Annotated in this window: 17 protein-coding genes; 5 read left to right on the top strand and 12 right to left on the bottom strand. The window is 60.9% G+C overall.

Annotation, left to right across the window (positions count from 1 at the left end; all coding sequences use genetic code 11):
• Positions 1 to 2 precede the first annotated feature (2 nt).
• On the top strand, positions 3 to 2,237 hold the full coding sequence (glgB, locus tag CGA21_RS18435) for a 1,4-alpha-glucan branching protein GlgB (protein WP_110752231.1): 2,235 nt from the start codon (positions 3 to 5) through the stop codon (positions 2,235 to 2,237).
• Positions 2,238 to 2,301: 64 nt separating this feature from the next.
• Here the strand turns inward: glgB and CGA21_RS18430 are convergent, their stop codons facing one another.
• The 10 genes from CGA21_RS18430 to glgA form a co-directional block, all read right to left on the bottom strand.
• Positions 2,302 to 3,369, bottom strand: a complete 1,068-nt coding sequence (locus CGA21_RS18430) for an autotransporter outer membrane beta-barrel domain-containing protein (protein ID WP_188264749.1) — start codon at positions 3,367 to 3,369, stop codon at positions 2,302 to 2,304.
• A 312-nt stretch (positions 3,370 to 3,681) separates the two neighbouring features.
• The gene (locus tag CGA21_RS18425; RefSeq protein ID WP_188264748.1) at positions 3,682 to 6,255 is read right to left on the bottom strand and encodes an autotransporter outer membrane beta-barrel domain-containing protein; all 2,574 of its coding nucleotides are present in this window, start codon (positions 6,253 to 6,255) and stop codon (positions 3,682 to 3,684) included.
• Between the two features lie 229 nt (positions 6,256 to 6,484).
• On the bottom strand, positions 6,485 to 7,285 hold the full coding sequence (locus CGA21_RS18420) for an endonuclease/exonuclease/phosphatase family protein (RefSeq protein WP_020800631.1): 801 nt from the start codon (positions 7,283 to 7,285) through the stop codon (positions 6,485 to 6,487).
• Positions 7,286 to 7,692: 407 nt separating this feature from the next.
• Positions 7,693 to 8,451 (bottom strand): PIG-L deacetylase family protein, encoded by a 759-nt coding sequence (locus CGA21_RS18415; protein WP_110752237.1) that lies wholly within the window; start codon positions 8,449 to 8,451, stop codon positions 7,693 to 7,695.
• 194 nt (positions 8,452 to 8,645) lie between these two features.
• The gene (gene glgX, locus CGA21_RS18410; RefSeq protein ID WP_188264747.1) at positions 8,646 to 10,805 is read right to left on the bottom strand and encodes a glycogen debranching protein GlgX; all 2,160 of its coding nucleotides are present in this window, start codon (positions 10,803 to 10,805) and stop codon (positions 8,646 to 8,648) included.
• Between the two features lie 115 nt (positions 10,806 to 10,920).
• Complete coding sequence (locus CGA21_RS18405; RefSeq protein WP_020799186.1) at positions 10,921 to 11,244, bottom strand: DUF2934 domain-containing protein; 324 nt, start codon at positions 11,242 to 11,244, stop codon at positions 10,921 to 10,923.
• Positions 11,245 to 11,265: 21 nt separating this feature from the next.
• Positions 11,266 to 14,040: a malto-oligosyltrehalose synthase gene (locus tag CGA21_RS18400; RefSeq protein WP_188264746.1), complete on the bottom strand. Its 2,775-nt coding sequence runs from the start codon at positions 14,038 to 14,040 to the stop codon at positions 11,266 to 11,268.
• Entirely contained in the window at positions 14,037 to 16,115 is a 2,079-nt protein-coding gene (gene malQ / locus CGA21_RS18395) for a 4-alpha-glucanotransferase (protein ID WP_110752243.1), read from the bottom strand. The genes CGA21_RS18400 and malQ overlap by 4 nt, the downstream gene beginning before the upstream one ends.
• Positions 16,112 to 17,908: a malto-oligosyltrehalose trehalohydrolase gene (gene treZ / locus CGA21_RS18390; RefSeq protein WP_188264745.1), complete on the bottom strand. Its 1,797-nt coding sequence runs from the start codon at positions 17,906 to 17,908 to the stop codon at positions 16,112 to 16,114. Before treZ ends, malQ begins: the two co-directional genes overlap by 4 nt.
• A 12-nt stretch (positions 17,909 to 17,920) precedes the next feature.
• Positions 17,921 to 19,507 (bottom strand): glycogen synthase GlgA, encoded by a 1,587-nt coding sequence (gene glgA, locus CGA21_RS18385; RefSeq protein WP_188264744.1) that lies wholly within the window; start codon positions 19,505 to 19,507, stop codon positions 17,921 to 17,923.
• Positions 19,508 to 20,048: 541 nt separating this feature from the next.
• Between glgA and CGA21_RS18380 the strand changes: the two genes are divergently transcribed.
• Together CGA21_RS18380 and nudC are read left to right on the top strand one after the other, a co-directional pair.
• The gene (locus tag CGA21_RS18380; protein ID WP_020799191.1) at positions 20,049 to 20,861 is read left to right on the top strand and encodes a crotonase/enoyl-CoA hydratase family protein; all 813 of its coding nucleotides are present in this window, start codon (positions 20,049 to 20,051) and stop codon (positions 20,859 to 20,861) included.
• A gap of 7 nt (positions 20,862 to 20,868) precedes the next feature.
• The gene (gene nudC, locus CGA21_RS18375; RefSeq protein WP_020799192.1) at positions 20,869 to 21,699 is read left to right on the top strand and encodes an NAD(+) diphosphatase; all 831 of its coding nucleotides are present in this window, start codon (positions 20,869 to 20,871) and stop codon (positions 21,697 to 21,699) included.
• On the opposite strand, the gene CGA21_RS18370 is transcribed toward nudC, so the two are convergent.
• Entirely contained in the window at positions 21,667 to 22,446 is a 780-nt protein-coding gene (locus CGA21_RS18370) for a TSUP family transporter (protein WP_020799193.1), read from the bottom strand. The genes nudC and CGA21_RS18370 overlap by 33 nt on opposite strands.
• A 195-nt stretch (positions 22,447 to 22,641) precedes the next feature.
• Complete coding sequence (locus tag CGA21_RS18365) at positions 22,642 to 23,883, bottom strand: acyl-CoA dehydrogenase family protein (protein ID WP_188264743.1); 1,242 nt, start codon at positions 23,881 to 23,883, stop codon at positions 22,642 to 22,644.
• Positions 23,884 to 24,240: 357 nt separating this feature from the next.
• Between CGA21_RS18365 and sfnG the strand changes: the two genes are divergently transcribed.
• Both sfnG and CGA21_RS18355 read left to right on the top strand, forming a co-directional pair.
• Complete coding sequence (gene sfnG / locus CGA21_RS18360) at positions 24,241 to 25,335, top strand: dimethylsulfone monooxygenase SfnG (RefSeq protein ID WP_110752251.1); 1,095 nt, start codon at positions 24,241 to 24,243, stop codon at positions 25,333 to 25,335.
• A 67-nt stretch (positions 25,336 to 25,402) separates the two neighbouring features.
• Positions 25,403 to 25,533 (top strand): transposase (locus tag CGA21_RS18355; RefSeq protein ID WP_188264089.1); only part of this gene is annotated, 131 nt, incomplete at its 3' end.

Below are 25,533 nucleotides of genomic sequence, written 5' to 3'. Positions count from 1 at the left end.
TCATGAGTTTCTCGAACAAGGAACAGGGTCATCATCACAGTGAAGCGCTACTACCCAGGGCGCGGGATATCGATGCGCTGGTGCGTGCCGAGCATCGCGATCCCTTTGCCATTCTCGGCCCCCACGGCGATGGTGCCGGCGGACAATTCATCCGCGCTTATCTACCGGGCGCCTTGAGCGTGCAGGTGGTGGCCAAGGAATCCGGGGAGGAGCTGGGCAATCTGGAAGCGACCCAGACCCCAGGGCTGTTCGTCGGGCATTTCCCACGGGCACAGCCATATTTGTTGCGAACCCGCTGGGCCGGTGGCGAACAAATTTCCGAAGATCCCTACAGTTTTGGTCCATTGCTGGGTGACATGGATTTGTACCTGTTCGCCGAAGGCAATCACCGCGACTTGAGCAGCGCCCTGGGCGCCCAGTTGAAGACCGTGGACGGTGTCGATGGCGTGCGGTTCGCCGTGTGGGCACCGAACGCCAGGCGGGTGTCGGTGGTGGGTGACTTCAACGTCTGGGACGGTCGTCGCCACCCCATGCGCCTGCGCCATCCCACCGGTGTCTGGGAACTGTTTATTCCACGCCTGCAAGCGGGGGAGGCCTACAAGTACGAAATCCTCGGCAAGGACGGCATCCTGCCGCTCAAGGCAGACCCCATGGCGCTGGCCACCAGCCTGCCACCGGACACCGCCTCGAAGGTCGCCCCACCTTTACGGATCGACTGGCAGGATCAGGACTGGATGCAGTCGCGTGGCGAGCGCCAGCGCCCGACGGCGCCGTTGTCGATCTACGAACTGCACGCCGGTTCCTGGCAGTGCGAGCTGGACGATCTGGGTGAAGTGGCCCGTCAATACACCTGGCCGGAACTGGCTGAGCGGCTGATTCCGTACGTCAAGGAGCTGGGTTTTACCCACATTGAGCTGATGCCGATCATGGAACACCCGTTCGGTGGCTCCTGGGGTTATCAGTTGCTTTCGCAGTTTGCCACCAGCGCCCGCTACGGAACGGGCGACGAATTCGCTGCCTTCGTCAACGATTGTCACGTGGCGGGAATCGGCGTGATCCTCGACTGGGTGCCGGCGCATTTCCCCACCGACACCCATGGCCTGGCCCAGTTCGACGGCACTGCGCTGTACGAATACGGTAATCCCCAGGAAGGCTTCCACCAGGACTGGGACACCCTGATCTACAACCTGGGCCGCACCGAAGTGCACGGCTACATGCTGGCGTCAGCGCTGCACTGGCTCAAGCATTTCCACGTCGATGGCCTGCGGGTCGATGCGGTGGCGTCGATGCTGTACCGCGATTACTCGCGCAAGGCTGGCGAGTGGGTGCCCAACCGCCATGGCGGTCGTGAGAACCTGGAGGCCATCGACTTCCTGCGTCACCTCAATGACGTCGTGGCACTGGAAACTCCCGGGGCGCTGGTGATCGCCGAAGAGTCTACGGCCTGGCCCGGCGTCAGCCAGAGCACACAGCAGGGTGGCCTGGGTTTCGCCTATAAGTGGAACATGGGCTGGATGCACGATTCGCTGCACTACATTCAGCAGGACCCGGTGTACCGCGCCCATCACCACAACGAACTCAGTTTCGGCCTGGTGTACGCCTGGTCGGAGCGATTCATCCTGCCGATTTCCCACGATGAAGTGGTGCACGGCAAGCACTCGCTGATCGACAAGATGCCCGGCGACCGCTGGCAGAAATTCGCCAACCTGCGGGCCTACCTGAGTTTCATGTGGGCGCATCCGGGCAAGAAACTGTTGTTCATGGGCTGCGAGTTCGGCCAGTGGCGCGAGTGGAATCACGACCAGCAGCTCGATTGGTACCTGTTGCAGTACTCCGAGCACAAAGGCGTGCAGAAGCTGGTAAGTGACCTCAATCGGCTGTATCGCGAGGAGCCGGCGCTGCATGAACAGGACGACGTGCCCCAAGGCTTCCAGTGGCTGATCGGCGACGATGCGATCAACAGTGTCTACGCCTGGATGCGCTGGAGCAAGGACGGCCAGCCGATCCTGGTGGTCGCCAACTTCACGCCGGTGCCACGTGAGGGTTATCGGGTGGGCGTGCCGTTTGCCGGGCAGTGGAGCGAGATGTTCAACAGCGATTCTTCGATCTATGCCGGGTCCAACTATGGCAACAGTGGCGGGGTGACCGCCGAGCAAACGCCGAGCCATGGTCAGGCCCTGTCGCTGGCGCTGAATCTGCCGCCGTTGGCGGTGCTGATGCTGAGGCCGGCGGGCTGATTCAGAGCCGCTTTCGTGGGCAAGCCGGATCCCGCGGTGATCAGGCTTGCCCCCGAAGGCTCATTCACCAACGCATCCGCACGCCCAGGCTGCCGATCAAGCCATTCAAGTCATTGTCATCCACATCACTGCTGTAGTCGGCGCTGACGTACAAGCTCACGGTCGGCGTCATTCTGGCCACCAGGCCCAAGCCCAGTTCGACCGTCGAGGCGTTTCGGCTGCTGCTGATCTTGTCGACCTGGTCGAGGGTGACGGTATTGCCGGTGTACACCGTGTGCCACAAGTTGGTTCGCACATAGGGTTCGACGGGCAGGCCGTTGATGTCGTAACTACCTTTCAACTTGGCACCGACCCGGCCGCTCCAGGAGGATAGGTCGCTGGAGGATGCATTCCCCGAACCCGAATAGGGCGTGTCCAGGGTGATTCGCTGGTTGATCAATTGCGCTTGGGGTTCGACCACCCAGTTCTCGCTGATGCCGATCGGGAATCCGCCTTCGACCGAGAGGGTCACTGCGCTGCCTTCGGTGGCTTGCCTCGCGCCTTGTTCATTGCGACTGAAACCGTTGACCCGACCACCACTGGCCGACAGATCGACGTGCCAGCCTTGTGGGCCGGTCAGGCTCCAGTAGGCGCCGAGGCTCTGTCCTTGCAGGTTGAGGGTGTCGGTGTGCGGGTTTGATTGTGCGCGATTGGTCAGCAAACCGTTGCCGGTGCCGTGGAACTCGGCGGTGCCGCCGATCAGGCCGACCCGTTGGGTATGGCCACTATTGCTTTGCAGGGTCAGGATCGCCGGGCTTTTCAGTTCGCCAGAGCCGGCAATGGAAAACCCCTGGGCCATGGCGTCGGTTTGCGCCTGGCGTGAAGCCTGTCCATACAGTTGATCCCAGGCCCCGGGCGCAGCCGCTTCGACGGTCAGGCTCGAGCTTCGCGTATCGGCAATCGGGCTGAAGTGGCCGGGATAGGACGTTGTCGGTGCAGACAAAGAAAGCGACGGGACGTCCTGGCGGTACCAGGGGGTGGTTTCTTCCTCTGTAGGGGAAGCCTGCACTTCCATGGATGAACATAACAGCAGTGTACTGGAGACGGTGCAAACACTAATCCGGATCTCTTGAGGGGTGAATGAAGTTTTCATGGAGGTCTACCTTGCAATCGCATGCGGTATCTCGCTGTGGCGTCTCTCCTACCCCGAGTGAGGGGCGACCGAATGAATTAGGGCAAGCCGACCCCCGCCCGTTTTTACGGGTAGTAATCGGATTGATCCTGATGGTAATTCCGGGGTAGTAACGTGAAGTCAAGAGGACCCCCGGCATTGCGTCAAGAAAATGGCCGACTAGTGGTAGGGGTATTTCAGATCATATAAGTGACTGATTTACGACGCATGCTTAAGTGCTTGTTTATTGGTGAAAACGTCAAAAAACTCTCGAGCTAGAGCCTTTGCTCAGTCTTACCAGCTCATCCTGACTCCCAGGTTACCGCTCATTCCCCGCAAAGGATTGCTGTCGATATTGCTGCTGTAATCTGCATTGGCGTACATGCTGACAGCGGGCGCAAGTGTCAGGATGGCACCCAAACCCAGATCCGCCGATGAGGAGCGTTGGCGGGTTTTGATCTCGGTGCTGTCGTCGAAAGTCACCGTGTCGGTTCCCGACATGGTGTGCCACAGGTTCACGCGCAGGTAGGGTTCCAGCGGCAGGTCGGCGACGTCGTATCGGCCCTTGAGCCGGGCGCCGAGACGGCCGGTCCAGGCGGCGTCGGAATCGAACGACAGCTTTGAAATGCCGTCGTCCTGACGCTTCAGGTGAACCTTTTGATTGATCACTTGCAGCTGGGGTTCGACCACCCAGTTGTTCGCTACGGCAACAGGGTAGCCGGCCTCGACGGAGAGGGTCATGGCGTCGCCATCATTATCGATTTTCAGGCCACGCTCTGAGTGACTGTCGCCGTTGAGCCAGGTGTACATCGCCACCGTATCGAGATACCAACCCTTGGGGTCGGTCAGTGTCCAGTAAAGCCCGAGGCTATCGCCTTGCAATTCGACCTTGCCGGCACGTTTGTCCTGGAAACCCTGGTTGAAACCGTCGACATCACCCTTCAAGCGGCTATGGCCGACGAAGAAACCGGTGCGCTGGGTTTGCCCACCGGAAGTTTGCGAGCTGAACAGGTCGTTGCCCACCTGAAATCCGTTCAGCGAGCCATCGAGCCGTGGCGTGACAGTGCCGGCCCAGGTCTGCTCGATGTTTTTCCCATAGACCCGGCCCCAGCCTGCGCCAAACGCGCCGGTTTCTTTCAGCAGGCGTTGATCACCTTGTCGATCATGGAAGGTGCCGAGTGCCGTCAGGGCCAACTGCGCGGCCGCCGGAGGCAACACTGACCAGACCGGGACTTCCTGGCGGTACAGGGGAACGGGCGCCGCACCGGCAACGGGGGTCGGCAAGGGCGGTGTGCCAACAGCCGCCACCGGTAACGCCACCAACGGCACCAGGACGGGCGGCACGGTTGGATCGGGATTGGGCGTCGGATCTGGATCGGGCACTGGCGCTGCAACCAATGGCGGTGCAACCACGGACGAACGCAGGTACCAGCTGTTTTCGCTCCCGGCAGTGACGCCCCCCTTGAACAGGTAATAATCAAAGGCGCCGACCGACAACGGGGCTTTGAGTCTAAAGGCGCCACTGTCGCTGATGGCCGTGCCTTGGGCCTGGACGACTTGAATACCGTTTTGCAAGGTGGCGGCCCCCGTGCCGCCGAGGTTGCTGACGGTAATGGACGTGGTGCCAGACAAGGTACCGTTGTTGACCACCAGTTTGTCACTGGGGGATCTGTCATCGCCCATCGGGCTTTGTAGCCATAGCTGGCCGCCGTTGCCCGCATAGTTGCCCTGTACTGTCAGGGTGTCGCTGGTGCGACTGTTGCCGCTACCAAGGTCGATGATCCCGGCGTTGTTCAGCGTCGCCCGCTGGTCTGCGGAGATGGGCGTGAGGCTACCCTTGGCCGAGGTCACGACACTGCTGCTGTCGATGTTGAATACACCGCTACCGGTGGTGCTGTCACCCAGGACAAAGTTGCCGTCGAAGTCCAGTTGCGACTTATTGTTCAGGTTGACGGTTTCCCAGTTGATGTAGCGAGCGACGCCGCTGGTGGTGGTGTTATCGAAGGTCAGCAGATCGCTGCCGTTGCCCCCATCCAGGGTCGGAGTCTGGGCCAGGCTGCTGGCACTGAGATTGCGCAGGGTTGCCCGGTCATCGCCATCTCCCATCAGGATCGCCGAACGGATGATGCCACCGCTATCCCAGGTCAAGCTGTCATTGCCCGCGCTGGCCCGGATCTCCCCGACGATTTCGCCTCCAGTCACCGTAATGCTGTCATTGCCACCGCTGACACTGATGTTGCCGCCAATTCGGCCACCGGACACGATGATGGTGTCAGTCCCAAACCCGGTGAGCAGATTGCCGAGGATCTCGCCACCAGACAGGTCGAACAGATTGTCATCGAGCTTCATATCGACCCGGCCGATGCTGCCACCTGTCATTTTGGCGGTGTCACCGTCTTCGAAGGCGCCAATGATCATGCCTGCGCTCATCTGGAAGACGTCGCGACTGTCGCCCTGGGCCAGCGACTGGATAGTCCCGCCACGTATGAGGGCGGTGTCGACGCCATTACCCTGATTCACCGCCCCGGTGATCTGGCCGGCGTCAATGGTGAAGCTGTCGCTGCCGTCCCCCTGTTGGACAATCCCGGTAATGACGCCGGAATTCATGTCCAGGGTATCGTTGCCGGCGCCGAACGTCACATTGCCGGTGATCGTGCCGGTGCCATTGGCGGGGAAGGCCAGGTTGTTGTTTCCCGTCAAATCGGTCAGCGGCCCGTTGTTGCCGCTGTCGCACACGAAGTTGTCGTTGCCAGTGGAAGGGACCAGGGTACAAGCCGCCTGGCTAGGCAGGGACCAACCCATGCACAGCCAGATCGAAATGGCACAGGCGCTGTAACGGTAGCTGGGCAGTGCTTTACAAAGGTCCATGCGCGTCTCCGCTCAAGATTCGACACCCGATGCCTTGCAGGAACGGCAAGGTAGGGGGTGCATCTGCAGCGCGAGTCGCGAGACATCATCAGGAAGGCAAAAGACCCTTCAGGCAACGACGGCTACGGGCATGTCCATCCGAGTCAGTCGAACGGACGAGAGCACCGTAGCAAGTGTTTTTGGATGTATCTACTGTCATAAATGACAGTTGGAGATCAGGTTTGACGTGTTACAGGTGTACTTCAACCGCCAATGGCAAATGATCCGACAGGTGTGTCCAGGGCTTATGGCCGAGGATTTTCGGATCGTGGCTACTGGCGTTGCGCAAGTAGATCCGATCCAGGCGCAGCAGCGGGAAGCGAGCCGGGTAGGTTTTTGCCGGCCGGCCATGGTGGCGTTCGAAGGCTTCGTGCAAGTAGTCGCGGCGCGAGAGAGCGGCGTTGCCCTGTAACTGCCAGTCGTTGAAGTCGCCGGCAATGATGACGGGGGCGTCATCGGGCAAGGATTCGAGCAACTGGCAGAGCAACTGCAACTGCAACTGTCGATGACTCTCCAGCAGGCTCAGGTGAACGCAGATAGCATGGACCTCGGCATGGCCCGGTACATCCAGCACGCAGTGCAACAGCCCACGGCGTTCGGGGCCGGTAATGGAGACGTCAAGGTTGCGGTATTCACGGATCGGGTATTTGGACAGCAGTGCGTTGCCATGGTGACCGTCGGGATAAACCGCATTTCGCCCGTAGGCGAAGTCGCTCCACATGCTGTCGGCAAGGAACTCGTATTGCGAGGTTTGTGGCCAATCGTTGTAGCGCGAAGAATGGCGCTCGTGTTCACCGACGACTTCTTGCAGGAACACCAGGTCCGCTGAGGTACTGCGTACCGCTTCGCGTAATTCCGGGAGGATGAAACGCCGATTGAGGGCGGTAAAGCCTTTGTGGGTGTTGACGGTCAACACGCGCAGTCGATGGATAGCCTCGGGGCTGTTCAACGGCACTGATCCTGCTGCCAGCCGATTAGAGTCACTGCTCACTTTCACTCCTCTGAATCCGGGTTGCTTATGCATGCGACTGTTAGGGGAGCGAGCAGTTCAGCGCGTTATGCCGTGATGCCAAAAAATCGTCCGAACGCAGCGGGAATCGCGTCGCAGCGGTGGCGGCCTGTTAGTCGACCTGATTATAGGTTTGTCCGCCATGCCATTGTGGGAGCCAGCCCGCTGGTGAAAAACGTCCAGACAGCGTTCATCCAGACAGGGCGCGTTATCGTTGACTTCCATCGCCAGCAGGCTGGCTCCCACAGGGGATCCAGGTGCACCCGTCAAAGTCAGGTCGGCTTTAAGGCCGCCTCGCTTTGATGTTGATCGCGAGCGCCCCGTTAAACACGCTGGCCGAACGCAGGCCTTGCCGCAGCAATGGATATGTACACCAAACAACCGCACTTTCAGACAAACACAATTTCATAAGGCAACCGCATCCGCTCCAGCAAAATGCGCGGCAGCCGTGGCGCAATCCCGACGGCCGGTTCACCGTCAAGTTGACTGGCATAGGCATGGGTAGCATGGCTCTTGCGCGCCACCGTCCAGGTGTCCAGGCGCACTTTGCGCGCCCGATGCCAAGGGATCAAGGCGCTGTCTCGCGATGGCCAATGCCAGGCCCAGACCGGTATTTCGGTGAAGACGGCGCCGGCGATGGTGGCTGCATTGGCGCTGGCGCGGCCGACGGCGTCATGGTCGCTGTTGCCATCCTCGCACCAGGTGCTGAACACCACATCGCCCGGCCGTAGATAACGGACGATGAATTGGGTGAGCGCCTGTTCATGCTCAGCCAGGGTATGGTCGGTGAAGCCGCCGCGTATCCATTTCAGGCTGTGCATCGGCAATCCAAGCCGGCGCAAGGCCTCGACACTTTCCTGGGAGCGAAACACGCTCAGGCGTTTCTCCGACCACTGTTGGGAGCCCGGATGACTGGCGCTGCCGTCGGTCACCGAAATCAATTGCAAGGGGTGTCCCATGGCGCTGAGCAACTGCAGCAAACCGCCGCAAGTCAACACTTCGTCGCCGGGATGTGGGGCGATCACCACGGCGCGCGCGCCCGGGGAGAGAAGGGATTGAGTACCGATGACCGGAATATTGGCCAGTTGCGGGGCGCTGTTCCAGATTTGCTCTGTACAGCTGCTGTCACTGATGGACACAGATTTCATGGCGTTACGTCCTTGTTCCATACGCCCCCAGTCCTGCGCAACGCAAGCGCTGCTACAGCCATGAGGGCGGGTTGATAGCGAAGCGCGGCGTTCCGGACCCTGGACAGCCGCGCATCGAGTATTGCTCATGTATCGCTATTCGTCGCGCCGCAAGTGCACGCATGGCTCAATTTCTTTCATTGCGCCGGTGATTTCTACTCCTCTTCCTCACGTTGCAGTTCGAACAACAGCAATGAGCGTCCGGTGACCGAGTACTCGCGCCCGAAATCGAAGCGTTCCTGACCGCGTATGGACGGTTGATTGGTGTCCATCAGGCAGGTCCAGAAGCTGCCGTCCGGTACCTCCGGCAGAAGGAAGTTGACGATGTCGTGATGGGCGTTGACCACCAGCAACAACGTGGCGTCCGCGCCTTTGCGGCGGATCCCGGTTTCCTGGGCTCGCCCGTCGAGCAACATGCCCAGGCAGCGATTGTGCGCATCGTGCCAGTGCTCGGTGGTCATCTCGCTACCATCGGGTGCCAGCCAGGTGACATCCTTGACGCCGATGTCCTCATTGTAGTTGCCCACCAGGAAGCGCCCCCGGCGCAAAATCGGATAGGCCAGGCGCAACTTGATCAGGCGCTTGACGAACTTGAGCAACGCCTTGCCATCCTCGCTCAGGTCCCAGTTGACCCAGCCGATCTCGCTGTCCTGGCAATAAGCATTGTTGTTGCCTTCCTGAGTCCGGGCGAATTCGTCGCCGGCCACGATCATTGGCGTACCCTGGGCCAGCAGCAAGGTGGCAAAGAAGTTGCGCATCTGTCGAAAGCGCAGGTCGTTGATTTGCGGGTCGTCGGTGGGGCCTTCGACGCCATGGTTCCAGGACAGGTTGTTGTTGCTGCCGTCCTGGTTGTTCTCGTCGTTGGCTTCGTTGTGCTTGTCGTTGTACGACACCAGGTCATTGAGGGTGAAACCGTCGTGGGCGGTGATGAAATTCAGCGATGAGTAAGGACGCCGACCACGCTGGTTGAACATTTCGCCGGACGCGGTCATGCGGCTGGCAAAGTCCGCCAATTGGCCGTCGTCGCCTTTCCAGAAAGCGCGCACGGTGTCGCGAAACTTGTCGTTCCATTCCACCCAGCCCGGCGGGAAGTTGCCGACCTGATAACCACCGGGCCCGCAATCCCAGGGTTCGGAGATCAGCTTGACCTGGCGCAGTACCGGGTCCTGGCGGCAAGCCACGAGGAAACTGTGACGTTCGTCGAAACCGTCGTGATAACGCCCAAGTATGGTCGCCAGGTCGAAGCGGAAACCGTCCACGTGCATTTCCGAGGCCCAGTAGCGCAGCGAATCGGTGACCATCTGCAATACGCACGGATGGCTCAGGTCCAGGGTGTTGCCGGTGCCGGAATCGTTGATGTAGAAGCGCTTGTCGTCAGGCATCAAGCGGTAATAAGAGGCGTTGTCGATACCGCGCATCGACAGGGTCGGGCCCTGTTCGTTGCCCTCGGCGGTGTGGTTGTAGACCACGTCGAGGATCACTTCCAGGTTGGCTTCGTGCAGGTGCGCGACCATTTCCTTGAACTCGGCGATCTTGCCGCTGGCCAGGTAACGCGGGTCGGGGGCGAAGAACGCAATGCTGTTGTAGCCCCAGTAGTTGGTCATGCCTTTGTGCAGCAGGTGCTGGTCGTTGACGAAGGCGTGGATCGGCAGCAGCTCGACGGTCGACACCCCCAGCTTGCGGATATGCTCCAGCACTTCGTCGACCATCAGCCCGGCAAAGGTCCCGCGCTGGTTTTCGGGAACGGCGGGGTGGCGCATGCTGAAGCCGCGCACGTGGGTTTCATAGATGATCGTTTTGTCCCATGGCACGCTGACCCGGTGATCGTGGCCCCAGGTGTGCGCCGGATCGATCACCTTGCATTTCGGCACGTAGGGCGCGCTGTCGCGTTCGTCGAAGCTGAGGTCGGCGTCGGGGTGGCCGATGGTATAGCCAAACAAGGCTTCGGACCATTTCAACTGACCGACCAGCTGTTTGGCGTAAGGGTCGATCAACAGCTTGTTGGGGTTAAAACGATGACCGTTGGCCGGATCATACGGGCCGTACACGCGGTAGCCGTAGATCAGCCCCGGATGGGCATCGGGGAGGTAGCCGTGGTAGATCTCGTCGGTGTACTCCGGCAGTTCGATGCGTTCGAGTTCAACTTCCCCGGCGTCATCGAAAATGCACAGTTCGACGCGGGTGGCGTTGGCCGAGAACAGGGCGAAGTTGACCCCCAGGCCATCCCAGGTCGCACCGAGCGGGAAGGGCAGTCCTTCGCGGATGCGCGAGGGTTCGGCACGGGGAGGTGGCGTTTCTTTCTTGGTTCGGGTCATAAATGCTCCAGTAACGGCAGGCAGTGAAGGGGCTCAAAATTTTTTCGCGGGCGAGCGAATCCCTCGGTGGCGAGCGGGCTCGCCACTGGAATCTTCCGGACAGCGTGAGAAAAGCTTAGACCGCAGGCGGTTTTCGCGGTGCGCGAGGTTTTTTCTCGGCGGCCTTTTCCCCCGGTGGTATCACCGCGGAAGCAGCTGCCGGCTTGGCTTTGGCCTTGGGTTTTGCTTCCCCGGCCTTGCCATTGAGTTTGCCGTCGCCGGCTTTGCCCACGGTTGTCTTGCTCGACGCTGCTTTGGCCGGCTTTTTCGGTGCCAGGGCTTCGGCTTCAGCCAGTTTGCACGCCATCTCCCAATGCCGTGCTTCCTGGCCCTCAGGTTTGCCTTCGGATTCCCAGATCTGATAGGCAAACTCGCGGATGCGTTTATCGTCGGTACTCATCGCATTGCTCCTGAACTGAACTCAAATGTTTGTAGCCTGGATTAAGAGATTGACCGGGAAATCCCCCAGCGCGGCGCTGATCATCAGCTCCCTGTGTTTTGTGACTGCGACGCTTGAAAAAAGTCCCTTCAGATTTTCGTCGGCGATTGTGAACGGCAAACTGATCCGGGTATCGCCCCACTGCGGCGCGTCCACGTGAGGCACGGCACTGTTTTCCAGCAATGCCGAACAACGGATCGGCACGATGACGATGGCGCGGGTACCCTCCCATTCACGGACAAATCCCAACACCCGATTGGCCTGGCTGCCAATGACTTCGAGGGGCTGGTAAGTCCCGCGTCGAAACAGCTCGGCGTGCTCGGCACGGGTGGTTAAAGTCCGCGCAATCAAGGCTTGCTTGATGCGCCCGTCGCGCCAGTGCTCCGACAGATCAGGCAGATCCAATGGCTGCTGCAAGGCCTGCTGGCGGCTTGCGTAATCCACTGGCCGGCGGTTGTCCGGATCGACCAGCGTGAAGTCCCAGAAGTCGTTGCCCTGATACAGGTCCGGCACTCCCGGTACCGTCATGCGCAGCAAGGTTTGCGCCAATCCGTTGAGGGCGCCAGGCAAGGCAATCGTGCGGGCTGCCTTGCCCAGGGCGGTGCGCAATAGATCACCTTCCGGGCTCAGCAGCAGGCGCCGGGTAAAGTTTTCGCTGGCTTGTTCATACGCTTCATTGGTTGCGCTCCAGCTGCTTTGCAGCTTGGCTTCGCGCAGGGCCTTGCGTTGCCACTGGCAGATGCGTTGGGCGTAGTCCTCCAGGGCCGCGGGGTCGTCGGTGCGCAGGTCCAGCGGCCAGCTGCCCAGCAGTGCCTGATAGAGAATCAACTCATCGCCGGCTGACGGCATCTGCTCATCGTCGCGCAAGGGCCGGGCGAGGGCGTGCCAGAGGCCGATCTGTTCGACGTACCATTGACTGCGTTCACTCAAGACGGACAGGCGCGCGCGCGTATCCTCGCCACGCTTGTGATCGTGGGTCGCGGTGGCGAGCAGGTTGTCCGGGAAATCGGCCAGGCGCTGGGCACAGGCAGCATGAAAATCGGCCACAGGGGCACTGAATTGTTCCGTGCTGAAGCCGACGTCATTGCGCGATAGCAACACCGCCGAACGATAGAACGCGGTGTCTTCCACGGCCTTCGCGGCGGCAGGTGAAGTCAGTTGCTGAAAACGCACGCAGGCATGCTTGAGCCGTTTGCGCAGCCGGCCAGCCGGGCGTTTTCGCCAGCTCTCGCCCCCCAGCCACCCTGCCAGGCACTCGAGCACTGGCCAGTCGGCTTCGCCAAGGGTTTGTCGGGCGCCATCCATGGCTTGCTGGAAAAACACTTCGTCCTGCGCCGAACGGCCCAGAGCACTGATGTAGGTGCGATACACCGAGAAATGCACGATCAGTTCCTGCAGCGCGCGACGGATCGCGCCCAGCGTCAGGTCACGGGTCATCAGGTCATCCCGGGCCACTTGCAACAACGCCTGGGCGACACTTTCGAAATCCCCGGCCAGCGAGCCATTGAGAATCTGCTGGCGTGCCAGTTGGGCTTCCTGGCGGAAGTCAGCCGGGCGCCCGCTATAGCGGTGCCAGAGCTCACCCAAGGTAGGTTGACCGGCGGGATCGTGTTGCAGCAGCGACAACTGGTTCATGAACTCGTAGCCGGTGGTGCCATCCACCGACCAGTCGCGATGCAGGGTTTCGCCTTCGCCCAGGATCTTTTCCACAAAGATCGGCAGGTGTCGACCCGCTGCCAGGCTGTCGACGCGTCGCCGCAGTTTGCGACAGTACCCCCGTGGGTCGGCGAGGCCGTCGATGTGGTCGATGCGCAACCCGTCGACCAGTCCTTGTTCCACCAGCTGGAAGATCTTCGCGTGGGTCGCCTCGAACACCGCTGGGCGCTCGACGCGCAAACCGCCCAACTCGTTGACATCGAAAAAACGCCGCCAGTTGATGTCGTCCGCAGCGGTGCGCCAACTGGCGAGGCGGTAGCTCTGGCGCTCCAGCAAGTCATGCAAGCGTTGAAAACCTTCGCTGGTCAGCGAATCGTAGGCCTGCAGGTTTTGTTCGATGGCTTGCAGTATTGCGGGATCGCTGGCCAGTTCGCGCAATGCTTCTTTTAACGCAGTCGCCAGAGTGTAGGCATCTGTCTGATAGCTCAAGGCGTTGAACCGGTCCGCCAGCAATTTCAGTGGCTCGGCATCCGTCTTGAGCAGCTCGCCGTAATGACTGGGGCATATCGGAAAGTGATGATCGTAATGCTCCACATGAAACGCGCCGCGCTGCGCATTGAAACGCAGCGCCAGGGTGCCGTCCAGCAAGGCGATGCCGTAGTCGCTGCCCAGGAAGGGCAACAGCAACTGGCCTTCCATCAAGGGGTCGGGCGAGTGCCACTGGATATCGAAGAATTCGCCGTACGGGCTCAGGCGTCCCCACTCCAGCAAGTCCAGCCACCAGGGATTGTCGTTACCGCCGACCGCCATGTGGTTGGAGACGATGTCGAGGATCAACCCCATGTTCTGGTCACGCAGCGCGGCGACCAGGCGGCGCAGCGCAGATTCACCGCCCAGTTCCGGGTTGACCGTGGTCGGGTCCACCACGTCATAGCCGTGCATGGAGCCCGCGCGGGCGCTCAGCAGCGGCGATGCGTATACGTGGCTGATGCCCAGGCGGGCGAAGTAGGGCACCAGCGGTACGGCATCATCGAGAGTAAAACCCTTGTGAAATTGCAGCCGCAGGGTGGCCCGCAGCGGCGCGATAGCGACCGGGTTCATTGGTCACGCTCGGCCGCCTGAAGTCGCGCGCAGGCGAGCAGTTCCAGGCGTCTGGCGGCGTCCGGGCCATCGAGCAAGGCTTCGCTGGTAACGGGTAACCGGCGGGACCAGTTGGGGTGGGTATCGATGGTGCCGGGCAGGTTGGCCTGCTGTTCAATGCCCAGTGCATCCTCCAGAGGCAGCAGTACCAGCGGGGCGCGGGTGTGGCCGAGGAAACGCACACTGGCGTCGAGGACCTGATCGGTTTCGTGTGACTCTTCGCGAAAGTTCTGCGGGTCTTGGCTCAAGGTCCGGCGCAGGCCTTCACGTTCGCGCTCGCGATGCTGGCGCCACTCGATTTCAGCACTGGCATCGACCAGGCCGAGGCGGGCGTTCCAGTCGATGTCGCGGCCATGCCACCAGCCATTGAGGGTGGGCAGGTCGTGGGTACTGGTAGTGGCGAGGGCGTTGTCCGGCCAGTCGAGGATCGGTTTGAAGTGAGTGTTGTCCTGTTCGAACAGCAACACTCGCATACCGAGGATCGAACGGGCGCTGAGTTTTTCCCGCAGACCGTCCGGCACCGTGCCCAGGTCTTCGCCGAGGACGATGGCCTGGTGGCGATGGGACTCGAGGGTCAGCAGGCGCAGCAAGTCGTCAAACGGGTAATACAGGTAAGCCCCATCAGCGGGCGATGCGCCATTGGGGATCACCCACAACCGTTGCAGACCCATGACATGGTCGATCCGCAGGCCACCGGCGTGGGCGAAGTTGGCGCGCAGCATTTCAATGAACGCACGAAAGCCGTTGCGCACCAGGCCTTCGGGGGAAAACGCAGAGATGCCCCAACCCTGGCCGGTGCGGTTGAGAATGTCCGGTGGGGCGCCCACGGTGAGGGAGGCGAGCAGTTCATCCTGGCGGCTCCAGGCCTGACTGCCACCGCCATCGGCACCAACGGCCAAGTCGGCGATCAAGCCAATGCCCATGCCGCTGCTGCGGGCGGCGGCTTGCGCGCGCTCCAGGCAACGGGTGATCAGCCATTGGCAGAAGGCGAAGAAGCCGATGCGGCCAGCGTTCTCTTCGGCGAATTCGGCCAGGGCAGCGCTGCGCGGGTTGCGCCACTGCGGCGGCCACTCACGCCAGTCGAGGCTTTCGCCCCGGGCGGCACGGGTTTCTTGAATGGCCTCGAAGCGGCAATGATTTTCCAGCGCTTCACCGCCGGCATGGCGAAAGCTGCTGAAGTCGGCGTGCAGTGGATGTTCGCCGTGCACGAATCCGTCGTACAGCGCCTGTAATAGGCGATGCTTGGCTTCGGCAGCGGCCGGCCAATCGATCAATGGCAACTCTTGCAAACGCAAAAGTTCGGCAGCCAGGCCGGTGGCATCGATAGCGGTGCGCATCGCGCGCTCACCGAGAATCGCCCCCGGCGCGCAATACAGGCTATTGAGAAACAGACGGCTTGACGGCGAATAGGGGCTATAGCGCTGGGTGTCGTTGGCAAACATGGCATGCAACGGACTGATCGCCAGTGCGTCGGCGCCGCGTTCGCCCGCCACCCGGGCCAGGTCTTCCAACGCCTGGGTGTCGCCAAAACCGCCATCGCCGGCACGGCGCAATGCATACAGTTGCACGCTCAGGCCCCAGGCGCGCGGGATCGGGCTGTCCACCGCATCGGCTACGCTGTAGCAGCGGGCGGGAGCCACGGCCAGGGTAAAGCTTTGTCCATCGATCTCGACGTGTTGGTAACCGACCGGGATCAGCCCTGGCAGAACGGCTTCGGCATCCAGCTTGAGACTGAGTTTCGAGCCATCTTCAAGATGGATCTCGCAGGGAGTCAGCGGCTCAAAAAAGTGCGCCAGGTTGAGTCCCACGCCGACATCGGCGGTGATCAGAGGCGGCAGGTGCCGGGTCTGTTGTACTTGTTGCAGTTCGAGCAGGCTGGCGTCGATTTCCTGGGCGCTGCCGGCCGGGTGGCCGAGTCCCGTGAGGACGTTGCGCAGTACCGAAGGCGCGACTTTTTGCGGACGACCATTGGCGTCGATCCAGTCGACCGCCAGGCCAGCCCGGCTAGCAAGTATTTCCAGTTGCGCATCACTCATTGGCGCTCTCCATCAAGGTGTAGCAAAGGGGCCGCGGCCGTGAGGCTGACAATTGCGCAATACGGGGGCAAGGTGCCCTGGTCCAGCCGTTGGCCAGACCCGGGCGGGTGTTCGAACAGCAAGCTTGCGTCCACCTGTGGCACATGGCAGACCGGCGTGTCGCTGAGGTTGAGGTCGATGCGCAATTGACTGCCATCGCCCAGGCACCATGACGCGCTGACCGCGCCAAAACCCAGCACCTGTGCATTGCGCGCCCGGGTCCCGGGCAAGTGCGGGACGATGTGCCGATGGCGGATCTGCAGCAGTTGGCGGTAGAACTCATGCATCGCCGAAGCCCCGTTGACCGTGAGGGTAGGGCGGGACGCTTCGAAGGTCTGTGGTGCGTTGGGATCGGGAATCCTTTCCCGTTGATGCGGGTCGGCAAACGCGCTGAACGCGGCAAATTCATTGCGCCGGCCTTCGCGCACCAAGCGTGCGAGTTCGCCGTGGTGGCTGGTGAAAAACAGGAACGGTTGTTCGGCGGCAAACTCATCGCCCATGAACATCAGGGGGATCATCGGTGACAGCAGCAACAGCGCCGTCGCGGCTTTTAATGCGTCGGGGTGGGCCAGTTGATGCAGTCGCTCGCCAAAGGCGCGGTTGCCGATCTGGTCGTGATTCTGCAAGAACAGCACGAACGCGCTGGGTGGCAAATGCCCGCTGGGCTCGCCGCGCGCTTGGCCATGGCGGTTGAGGTGGCCCTGGAACACAAAGCCCTGGCTCAGGCAGCGGGCCAGCTGTTCGGTGGGATTTTTTGCATAGTCGGCGTAATAGGCATCGGTCTCGCCGGTCAGCAGCACGTGCAAGGCGTTATGACCGTCATCGTTCCACTGTGCGTCGAAACCCTGTTCGAGCAGGCTGGCCTGGTTATGTTCGTTTTCCACCACCAGCCACACATGTCGCGACGGATCGGTTTGCTGGCGCACCCGCTGGGCCAGTTCCTGGAGAAAGTCCGGGTCTTCGATGGCATGCACCGCGTCCAGGCGCAAGCCGTCAAAGCGGTACTCCAGCAACCACATCAAGGCGTTGTCGATGAAGAAGTCGCGCACCTCGCGCCGGCGAAAATCGATGGCCGCTCCCCATGGCGTGTGCCGGTCTTCGCGGAAGAACCCCTTGGCGTAGCGGTGCAGGTAATTGCCATCCGGCCCGAAGTGGTTGTAGACCACGTCGAGCATCACCGCCAGGCCAAGGCCATGGGCGGTGTCGATCAGGTGCTTGAGTTGTTCGGGAGAACCATAGGAGGCCTGGGGTGCATAGAGCAGCACCCCGTCGTAGCCCCAATTGCGCTCGCCGGGAAATTGCGCGATCGGCATCAACTCGATTGCGGTGACCCCAAGCTCCACCAGATGTGCCAGGTGCTCCTCCACGGCGAGGAAGCCGCCAAGGGCGCCGACGTGCAACTCGTAGATCACCGCTTCGTTCCACGGACGTCCCAGCCAGGTGCTGTGCCGCCACTGGTAGGCCAGCGGGTCGACCACCACGCTGTGCTGGTCAATGTCCCCGGCCTGGGCGCGGGAGGCCGGGTCGGGCACCTCCAGTTCGCCATCGATGTTGTAGCGGTATCGGGTACCCGCCGGGCAGCGGGTGTTGATCACGAACCAACCGTCGGCCTGAGGCAGCAACGGCAAGGACTGTCCATTTTCCAGTTCGACACTGACGTAGAACGCATCGGGTGCCCACAACGCGAATCGCGTGTTTTGCGGGTCCAGTTTGATTGCGCCGTGGGGCCAGGTCTCAAGGGTCCGTAACGGCATTGCGCGAGCCTCTTACTGTTTGTGCGATTTCCCCAAGGCTTTGGCTACAAGCTGCTCGTAGAGTTCGGCATAGGGTTCGACCGCCTTGCACCAGTTGAACGGTGCCGCCATGGCGCGGCAGCGCATGGCATTGAGCAGGTCGGGGAAGGCGAACACCTTGAACGCTCGGCTCAAGGCTTGCTGATAACTGTCCACCGTGGATTCATTGAACAGGAAGCCGGTCACGCCATCTTCAATGGTGTCTGCCAGGCCACCGGTATTGCGCGCCACCGGCAACGAGCCGAAACGCTGGGCATACATCTGGCTGAGGCCACAAGGTTCATAGCGCGACGGCATCAAGAGGAAATCGCTACCGGCGAACATCCGTCGGGCATCGGTTTCGTTGAAGCCGATGCGCACACCGATCTGCCCTGGAAAACGCAGGGCCAGTTCGCGCATGGCTTGTTCTTCTTCCGGCTCGCCACGACCGATGATGGCGATCTGGCCGCCGGATTTGACGATGTATTCGGAGACCGCTTCGGTCAGGTCCAGGCCTTTTTGGTAAACCAGGCGCGAGACCACGGCAAATAGCGGGCCTTTGCTGTCTTGCAGGCCGAACAACTGGCGAACGTGGGCGGCGTTGACCGCCTTGCCGTCCCAGTCACCGATTTTGAAGGGGCAGAACAGGTGCGGGTCGGTGGCCGAATCCCAGCTTTCGTCGATGCCGTTGGGAATGCCGCTGAGCAGGCCTTGCTGGGTCTTGGCGGCGAGAAAACCGTCGAGACCGCAGCCGAAGTCCGGGGTGGTGATTTCCTGGGCGTAGGTCGCGCTGACTGTGGTGATGTGGCTCGAATAGGCCATGCCAGCCTTCAGGAACGACATCTTGCCGTAGAACTCCATGCCTTCCTGTTGCAAGGCGTGCTGCGGAATGCCCAGCTCGGGGCACGACCCCAGGCTCGTCACGCCCTGGTACGCCAGGTTATGGATGGTGAACAGGGTCGGCGTGCGCTGCCCACGCCAGTGCATATAGGCAGGGGCCAGGCCAGCGGGCCAGTCATGGGCGTGCACCAGGTCCGGGCACCAGTGGATCTGTGCAAGGTTGGCGGCAATATCGGCGGCCGCCAGGCCCAGGCGGGCGAAACGGATATGGTTGTCCGGCCAGTCGCGGCCGTTGTTGGCGCCATAGGGTGAACCTTCGCGCTCGTAGAGCTCAGGGCAGATCAACACATAAATGACCAGACCGTCAGGCATGTCCATGCGCCCGATCTTGCACGGCGGGAGCGCCGCGTGACCACCGAGTTCACCGATGATGTGAATCGGATTTTCACTGTGCATGACCTGCGGATAACCGGGGATCAGGACACGCACATCGTGCAGGTGTGCCATGGCCCGGGGCAGCGCGGCGGAAACGTCTCCCAGGCCGCCGGTTTTCACCAGGTCGGCAATTTCGGAGGTGACGAACAACACTTTCTTCTTATTGGGATTCTGACTGGCCACCGGCGCCAGCGTCCGGGTATTGGTACCGCTGATCGGTTGGGCACTGAGAGCAGTCGCGGCGCTCGATTCGCCGATCTGTTGATGAGCCAGCTCTCCCTGAACATCCAAAGCCGCACTAATCATATGAATCTCCCGTGTTGTTGATCTAGTTCTTGGGTCTGGCAAAACGTTACCTGGCCAATGGGTGTGGCCACGCGCAAAGCGCTACGCCTCGGCGAGCAAGCGCTCCCCAAATGCGCTGAAGCAAAATGGGTGAATTAACCATTGCAAGGATTGCACCAGTCGCAACGCACCTTCTTTTTACTCGACCGATCCCGCGTGGCAAAAGTTTCGACTTTTTTTCCACTTTTTGACTGACCGGTCGCCCTCGGGGAAATCAGTCTAGGCCAGAACTTAGAGCGGTAAAGTGCTGATGGCAAAATTGTTCGACAATCGGTTGTTTAGGTACGAACGTGCCTGGTACCGGTGCGAAAGCACCGACGAAATGCAGTTTTTTTTGAATGTTCGCCCTGGAAATTCACCGGGTGGTCACAAAGCTGTGCGTAACGTCTTAATATGCATGCACCGTTATGGTGCGTGTGCAAGTCCCGCTTTTGGCTGAACCACTGCCTTGCTGCCTTGTTATAGTTCAGGCTTCTTTTTTGCCCGCTAAAGGATCACTAGCATGTCTGAGTACACAGCGTTCAGCGTCGAACTGGTAGATAAAATCGCTCATGTGCAGATCAATCGTCCGGACAAGATTAACGCGATGAATGCTGCCTTCTGGACCGAGATCATCGAGATTTTCCAATGGATCGACGACACCGACGAAGTTCGGGTAGTGGTACTCAGTGGCGCCGGAAAGCATTTTTCCTCAGGCATTGACCTGATGATGCTGGCTGGCGTGGCCAATGAGCTGGGCAAGGACGTTGGACGCAATGCGCGCTTGCTGCGCCGCAAGATCCTTGATCTGCAGGCGTCCTTCAATGCGGTCGACCAATGCCGCAAACCGGTGCTCGCGGCCATCCAGGGTTATTGCCTGGGCGGTGCCATCGACCTGATTGCCGCCTGTGACATGCGCTACGCCGCCGAAGACGCGCAATTCTCGATCAAGGAAATCGATATCGGCATGGCTGCTGACGTCGGTACACTGCAACGCTTGCCGCGGATCATCGGGGACGGCATGCTGCGTGAACTGGCTTACACTGGTCGCATTTTCGGCGCCGAAGAAGCGCGAGGCATGGGCCTGGTCAATCGCGTCTACAGCGATACCGCCAGCCTGCTCGACGGCGTCATGGGCATCGCCCGCGAGATTGCGAGCAAGTCGCCGATTGCCGTTACTGGCACCAAGGAGATGATCAGCTATATGCGCGATCATCGCATCGACGACGGCCTGGAATACGTCGCCACCTGGAACGCCGCCATGCTGCAATCGACCGATCTGCGCGTGGCCATGGCCGCCCATATGAGCAAACAGAAACCCGAATTTCTGGATTGATTGAAAAATGACTCCACGCTGGACCACGGCAGTACTGGACACCGACCAGCCCGGCGGCTGGGCGGTAGCGCGCAGCCCCGAAGGCTTTTTGTTCGATGACAACGGCGCATTGTTCCCCCGGGAATGGCTCAAGCGCCAGGACCTGGCGATACTCGCCGAGCACGGTATTGGCCATCTGGATGGCGAACCTGTCTATCTGCTGGAGTTGCGCGCCCACAGCGAGGTGCCGGGCTGTAACTGGAAAGGCTTGCGGGCGTTCATGCTCGAAGGCGATCACACGGTGTTCAAGGTCCTGGGTTACGCGGCGCAGATCGGCACCTGGGCCCGCGAGCACCGTTTTTGCGGCAACTGCGGCCAGGCCATGATCCAGGTGCCGCGTGAGCGGGCGATGTATTGCCAGCCGTGCGATTTACGCAGCTATCCGCGGATTTCCCCAAGCATGATCGTGCTGGTGACCCGTGGCGATGAGGTGCTGCTGGCACGCTCGCCGCGCTTCGTCGCCGGGGTCTACAGCACGTTGGCAGGGTTTGCCGAACCTGGCGAATCGGCTGAGGATTGCCTGATTCGCGAGGTGCGTGAAGAAGTGCAGATCGAAGTGAAGAACGTCCAGTACCTGGGCAGCCAGTGCTGGCCGTTCCCGCACTCGATGATGCTCGGCTTCCATGCCGAATACGCCGGTGGCGAGATCGTCTGCCAGGAGGACGAGATCGAAGACGCCCAGTGGTTCAATGTGCATGATCTACCGCCGTTGCCGGCCTCACGCTCGATCGCCCGCTACCTGATCGACGTCTACGTGGCGCGGCGCTTAGGCCACGCTGAACCAGTGTTGCCAGGCTAACCGGACGGTCAGGCCCAACACCACGGTGATGAACACCGGACGAATGAACTTCGCGCCGCCGCTGATGGCGGTGCGGGCGCCGAAGAACGCCCCGACCATCACCGACAGGCCCATGCTCAGGCCGATGATCCAGTCCACTTGCCCGGAAAACACGAACACCGACAACGCCGCAATGTTGCTGACGAAGTTCATGCTGCGCGCCACGCCGCTGGCTTTCACCAGATCGATCGGGTACATCAGCAGGCTGCTGACGGTCCAGAACGCGCCTGTACCGGGACCGGCCACGCCATCGTAGAAGCCGAGGCTGAAGCCTTGGGTCGATTGCCACTTTTTCCTGATCGGGGCGTTGCTGTCCAGCGGCGCCTTGGGCGTGCCACCGAACAAAAGATAAAGGCCACAGGCGAACACGATCACTGGCAGCATCTTGTTCAACCATTCGGCCGGCAAGTAATGAGCGACGACCGCACCGGTCAGTGCTCCGACCAGGGTGCCGACGATGGCGTGTGTCCACTGCCTGGGGTGGAACAACTTGCGGCGGTAAAAAGTGAAGCTGGCCGTGGCCGAGCCAAAGGTCGAACTGAGTTTGTTGGTGCCCAGCACCAGGTGCGGCGGCAGGCCAGCGGTCAGCAAGGCCGGGGTGGTCAACAGGCCGCCGCCGCCAGCGATGGCGTCGATGAAACCGGCAATGAAAGCGACAATGGCCAGGATGGCCAGGGTTGTGAGGTCAACGCTGAGTTCGAAAGGCATGGAATCGGCTTAATCGGCGGGGGGCAGCGAAGGGCTGCAGGGAAGGGCCGGTATCTTACCCATATCCAACTCTTGCTGCGACCGCGCTGACGCAACCCCCTGTAGGAGCTGCCGCAGGCTGCGATCTTTGATCTTGTTTTTGAGGGGGCAAGATCAAAAGATCGCAGCCTGCGGCAGCTCCTACGGGGATCGGGCTCAGATTTTACGGTCAGGCCCATTGCCGATCTGCCACACGAACGGCGGCTCGGTCCGGTTGATTTCCCAGTCTCCGACAATCCGCGACTTGTAGATCACCGGATTGTGCGACGACACGGTGCGCGCATTGCGCCAGTGCCGATCCAGCGATTTGCCCTGGCGAATATCCGAAGCCCCCAGCGCATTGAACAACTGCGTGGACGCGCGCTGGATCAGCTCCGTGACCACCACCTGTGCTTTCGCCGATTCGATTTCCGCTGCGACGTTTGCCGAACGCTCCCATTGTTCATCGCCGGCGAACCTCGCCAGATAAGCCTGTTGTGCCGGCTGCGCCGCCCGTAAAGTGGCGGCCTCGGCGGCATACACCCACGCGGCAATATCGCCGACCACTTGCTGGACCTGCGCATCCTCACTGACGCGCTGGGCATTGCCATGGCTGTAGATGCGTTGGCGTTCGCGCACCTGCCGGGACACATCGCGCAACGCTGCACGGCCAATCCCGGCCAGTGTTGCCAGCAACACCAACTGATAAAACGCGGTCTGGTATTTGAAGCGCGTAGCGAAGTCGATGATGTTTTGTGCGTCCACCTCGGCGTCGACAAAGCGCGACGTGCCGCTGCCCGTGGTGCGCTGGCCGAACCCGTCCCAGTCGTCACTTTGCACGATCCCAGGCTGGCGCGTGCGCACCGCGGCAATCACGTCGCCACCGGTGTCGCTACGTTGGGCATACACATCGATCCAGTCGGAAAACAGGCTGCCGGTGCTGTAGAACTTCTCGCCGTTCAGCCGCCATTGCTCGCCGTGGAGCGACACCTTGGTGATGACGTCGCCAATCGCCACGTTGCCGATTTCGGTCCAGGCGCAACCGACGACGTCACCGTCTACAAACCGTTTGAACCAAATGTCCCGGGCCGTGCCAGGCGGGGAATTGAGGCGATCTTCGGCAAAGGCGAAGTGACCGCGCAATGCCTGTGGAATGTTCGAGTCAGCCTCGGCCAGTTCGATCAGTAATTCAACCAGCTGCGGCAGCGAGGCGCCGCCACCGCCGTATTCAACGGGCACCCGCACTGCGCCAAAGCCAGCGTCCTTGAGCCATTGGATCGGCTCATGGGGCAGGGTGCGCGACTGCTCGCGTTGGAGGGCCCCTTCGGCGATTCGCTGGAAAATCGGGCGATACCGGGCGGCCAGCGCTTCGTAGTCAGTGCCGATGGACAGCGGGTTGATTACCTGGTGTTCGGTCATGGAAACAGCTCCTTGGCTGGGCAGAAAAAATGATGTTCGTGCAAGGAGCGATTGCACAGTCCATGCCGGAGGCTGGCGCGTGGATTTACTGGCCGGCGCTAATACCATGACGTCCTCAACTGTTGCCGGATCAACACTGCATCAGCAAATTGCTTCTGACACAGCTCAATCATTGTGGGAGCGAGCCTGCTCGCGAAGGGGCCATCCGACTCAACATCGATGTTGGCGGACAAGCCGCCTTCGCGAGCAGGCTCGCTCCCACAAGGGGATCTCGTTCGGTTCAGGGAAGTCGTGGCAGGCACTGGCACGCTTGCTGCTCTACCCCTGGGACAATCCCAATGTCCCGAGGACACGCCAATGAGTCAGCAAGCCGTCAAATTCGCCTACTGGGTACCGAACGTCAGCGGAGGGCTGGTGGTTAGCAAGATCGAGCAACGGACCCACTGGGGCATCGACTACAACCGCAAACTGGCGCAACTGGCCGAAGAGGCGGGGTTCGAATATGCGCTGACGCAGATTCGCTTCACTGCCGGTTACGGCGCCGAATACCAGCATGAGTCCGTCGCCTTCAGCCATGCATTGCTGGCCGCCACCCACAAACTGAAAGTCATCGCCGCGATCCTGCCGGGGCCATGGCAACCGGCACTGGCGGCCAAGCAACTGGCGACCATCGATCAACTGACCAACGGCCGGGTGGCGGTCAATATCGTCAGCGGATGGTTCAAGGGCGAATTCCAGGCCATTGGCGAGCATTGGCTGGAGCACGACGAACGCTATCGCCGTTCCGAAGAATTCATTCGCTCGCTCAAAGGCGTGTGGACCGAGGACAACTTCACCTTTCGCGGCGATTTCTATCGTTTTGACAACTACAGTCTCAAGCCCAAGCCACTGGGCCGGCCGGAGATCTTCCAGGGCGGCAGTTCCCGTGCGGCGCGGGACATGGCAGCGCGGGTGTCGGACTGGTACTTCACCAACGGCAATACCCCGGAAGGCATCAAGGCCCAGGTCGACGACATTCGCGCCAAGGCCGCGGCGAACAATCACTCGGTGAAGGTTGGCGTAAACGCCTTTGTCATCGCCCGCGATACCGAAGAAGAGGCGCGAGCGGTGCTGGCGCAGATCATCGACCAGGCCGATCCGCAGGCAGTGAATGCCTTCGGTGATGCAGCGAAACAGGCGGGCAGGGCATCACCCGAAGGCGAGGGCAACTGGGCGAAATCCACGTTCGAGGACCTGGTGCAGTACAACGACGGCTTCAAGACCAACCTGATCGGTACGCCGCAACAGATCGCCGAGCGCATCGTCGCATTGAAAGCGGTGGGTGTAGACCTGGTACTGGCGGGGTTCCTGCACTTTCAGGAAGAAGTCGAATACTTCGGCAAGCGGGTGTTGCCGCTGGTGCGGGAGTTGGAGGCCAAGGGGCTAGTGAAGCCGCAAACAGCCGTCGCCTGAACACGACTGATCGTTCCCACGCTCTGGACTGCACCCCAAAGGTTGGACACAACCGATGGGGTGTTTCATGGGGAAGTACACAGTTCAAGTGAAGCTGTTGGCGGTGCAGGATTACTGTTCCGGTAATGCGGGTCTTAGAGATGTTGCGGATCGGCACGATGTTGATTTTTCTTCGTTGCGCCAGTGGATCGCGGCCTA

Origin of the sequence: Pseudomonas sp. PSB11 (assembly GCF_014596605.1) — a bacterium.
Lineage (GTDB): Bacteria > Pseudomonadota > Gammaproteobacteria > Pseudomonadales > Pseudomonadaceae > Aquipseudomonas > Aquipseudomonas umsongensis.
The sequence above is the reverse complement of the archived record's forward strand: the minus strand, read 5'-3'. Positions and strand labels throughout refer to the sequence as shown.

What these genes read in the sequence shown, in the direction of transcription:
- glgB (WP_110752231.1), top strand. Translation starts at nt 3, where the DNA reads ATGAGTTTCTCGAACAAGGAACAGGGTCATCATCACAGTGAAGCGCTA.
- CGA21_RS18430 (WP_188264749.1), bottom strand. Translation starts at nt 3,369, where the DNA reads ATGAAAACTTCATTCACCCCTCAAGAGATCCGGATTAGTGTTTGCACC.
- CGA21_RS18425 (WP_188264748.1), bottom strand. Translation starts at nt 6,255, where the DNA reads ATGGACCTTTGTAAAGCACTGCCCAGCTACCGTTACAGCGCCTGTGCC.
- CGA21_RS18415 (WP_110752237.1), bottom strand. Translation starts at nt 8,451, where the DNA reads ATGAAATCTGTGTCCATCAGTGACAGCAGCTGTACAGAGCAAATCTGG.
- glgX (WP_188264747.1), bottom strand. Translation starts at nt 10,805, where the DNA reads ATGACCCGAACCAAGAAAGAAACGCCACCTCCCCGTGCCGAACCCTCG.
- CGA21_RS18405 (WP_020799186.1), bottom strand. Translation starts at nt 11,244, where the DNA reads ATGAGTACCGACGATAAACGCATCCGCGAGTTTGCCTATCAGATCTGG.
- CGA21_RS18400 (WP_188264746.1), bottom strand. Translation starts at nt 14,040, where the DNA reads ATGAACCCGGTCGCTATCGCGCCGCTGCGGGCCACCCTGCGGCTGCAA.
- malQ (WP_110752243.1), bottom strand. Translation starts at nt 16,115, where the DNA reads ATGAGTGATGCGCAACTGGAAATACTTGCTAGCCGGGCTGGCCTGGCG.
- treZ (WP_188264745.1), bottom strand. Translation starts at nt 17,908, where the DNA reads ATGCCGTTACGGACCCTTGAGACCTGGCCCCACGGCGCAATCAAACTG.
- glgA (WP_188264744.1), bottom strand. Translation starts at nt 19,507, where the DNA reads ATGATTAGTGCGGCTTTGGATGTTCAGGGAGAGCTGGCTCATCAACAG.
- CGA21_RS18380 (WP_020799191.1), top strand. Translation starts at nt 20,049, where the DNA reads ATGTCTGAGTACACAGCGTTCAGCGTCGAACTGGTAGATAAAATCGCT.
- nudC (WP_020799192.1), top strand. Translation starts at nt 20,869, where the DNA reads ATGACTCCACGCTGGACCACGGCAGTACTGGACACCGACCAGCCCGGC.
- CGA21_RS18370 (WP_020799193.1), bottom strand. Translation starts at nt 22,446, where the DNA reads ATGCCTTTCGAACTCAGCGTTGACCTCACAACCCTGGCCATCCTGGCC.
- CGA21_RS18365 (WP_188264743.1), bottom strand. Translation starts at nt 23,883, where the DNA reads ATGACCGAACACCAGGTAATCAACCCGCTGTCCATCGGCACTGACTAC.
- sfnG (WP_110752251.1), top strand. Translation starts at nt 24,241, where the DNA reads ATGAGTCAGCAAGCCGTCAAATTCGCCTACTGGGTACCGAACGTCAGC.